The organism is Polaromonas sp. P1_E3 (genome assembly GCF_056405935.1).
In genome coordinates this window covers 1-1,644 of the sequence record NZ_JBFUBD010000524.1, presented here as the reverse complement: position 1 = coordinate 1,644, position 1,644 = coordinate 1, and the positions used below count along the sequence as shown (strand labels likewise).

Annotated in this window: 3 protein-coding genes; all 3 read right to left on the bottom strand. The window is 59.0% G+C overall.

The genetic code is table 11. From position 1 onward, the window contains the following. On the bottom strand, positions 1 to 363 hold a 363-nt coding region (locus tag AC1D0Z_RS21280; protein ID WP_477660146.1), incomplete at its 3' end, for an OsmC family protein. Positions 364 to 403: 40 nt separating this feature from the next. Next, on the bottom strand, positions 404 to 958 hold the full coding sequence (locus AC1D0Z_RS21275; protein WP_477660145.1) for a flavodoxin family protein: 555 nt from the start codon (positions 956 to 958) through the stop codon (positions 404 to 406). Positions 959 to 1,054: 96 nt separating this feature from the next. Continuing rightward, positions 1,055 to 1,450, bottom strand: coding sequence for a DoxX family protein (locus AC1D0Z_RS21270; protein WP_477660144.1), 396 nt, complete (start codon positions 1,448 to 1,450; stop codon positions 1,055 to 1,057). Between the last annotated feature and the right edge of the window lie 194 nt (positions 1,451 to 1,644).

Here is a 1,644-nt window from a genome sequence, read left to right as displayed (position 1 = left end):
GCTCATGAGCTTGTGCACCGGGCATTTCTGGGCAACGGTGTGCAACTCCTGCAGCTGGGCGTCCGTCAAGGCCCCCTTGATCTGGAGTTTGGCGGCAAGTTTGTAGACACCCGCGCGCTCCTGGGAGTCATCTCGCTCAACCTTCGTTTTTATTTCGTCGACAGGGATGCCCTTCTTGCGGGCGTACCACATCACCGTCACGGCTTTGCAGGCGCCTAGCGCCGCGTCATACAGGTCATGGGGCAAAGGACCGGCATCGTCACCGCCTTCTGCCAGCGTAGCGTCGGTAATCAGTTCGTGGCTGCGGATTTGCAGATGCTGGGCCAGTTCCGCCGGAGGGTTGCGCCTGAGTTCAACGGTCATAACAATTCCTGTAAAAAGAAAGCTGATTTAGAAAGCTTATTCAGGGAGCGAATCTCGCGGCGACTGCAGCGACGCGCTGCCCAAAGCTGCGCGCAGTTTCCAGGTCCCCCGAAAACATCTCGCCGGCCCCGGCATCGGATGGCGACTGTGCGATGGCACCACTGTAAGACCCGAGGTAATTCGGGTCGTTGCGCTGTGCGGCCTTGCTGTTGCTGGGCAGCATGCCCTGGCTGACCCAGATGCCGCCATGTTGCATGGCCAGTGTAAAAAGGTAATTCAGCGTGGACATCTTGTCGCCATTGTTGGACGCGCTATTGGTAAAGCCGGCAAAGAGCTTGTCCTTCCAGGCCTGGGTGTACCAGGGCTTGGATGACGCATCGGCAAACTTCTTGAACTGCCAGCTCACGCTGCCCATGTAGGTAGGCGACCCCATGATGATGGCCGTGGCCGCATTGAGCGTTTCCCAGCCGCCGTCGGGCAGGTTGCCGTCGGCATCGATGGCCACCAGTTCAGCGCCTGCACCTTCGGCGACTGACTGCGCCATGCGTAGGGTATGGCCGTAGCCAGAGTGGTAAATCACGACAACTTTAGTCATTTGGTGTCTTTCACGGCAGAGGGTTGAAATCTGGAACAGGCAAACAAAAAGGCTGCAGCGTTGGGCATGAAGCCCCGCTGCAGCCCTGTAGATGGATCAGCCTTTGGTCTTGCCGTCTACGCTCCAGGCGCCGCCGCCGAAAGCCGCGACGGTGAACAGGCCGCCGGCGATGGCCATGTTCTTGAAGAACGCCATTTGTTGCGAAGGATCAACCCAGAAGGCATGGAAGATGCAGGTGATGACGACCGTGAAGAGGCCGATGCCCAGTGCCGCCCAGCGCGTCTGGAAGCCCACCGCCAGAAGAATGCCCAGGCCCAGTTCCACCGCAATGGCAATGGCGGCAGCGACTTCAGGCAGCGGTACGCCTTTGGAGGCGATGTAGCCAACCGTTCCGGCAAAGCCGGYAATCTTGCTGAAGCCGGCAGGCACAAACAGCAGGGCCAGCAGCAGGCGGCCGATCAGGGAGAGAGGGTTTTGCAGGGAATTGAGCATGATGAGTCCTTATAAATAAAGTAAACGGGGAAATGATGGAGGAAAAAAACACTCTGGGCAAGCGCCATGCGCCGGTGCGTATCCGGCGCTCGCCCTGGGTGAATGGGTTAAAGCTGCCTTCGGTGGCTGGCGTTGTCAGGGTGCGAGGTCAAACACCAGCACCTCTGCATCCTGGCCATGGGCCAGTTGCAATG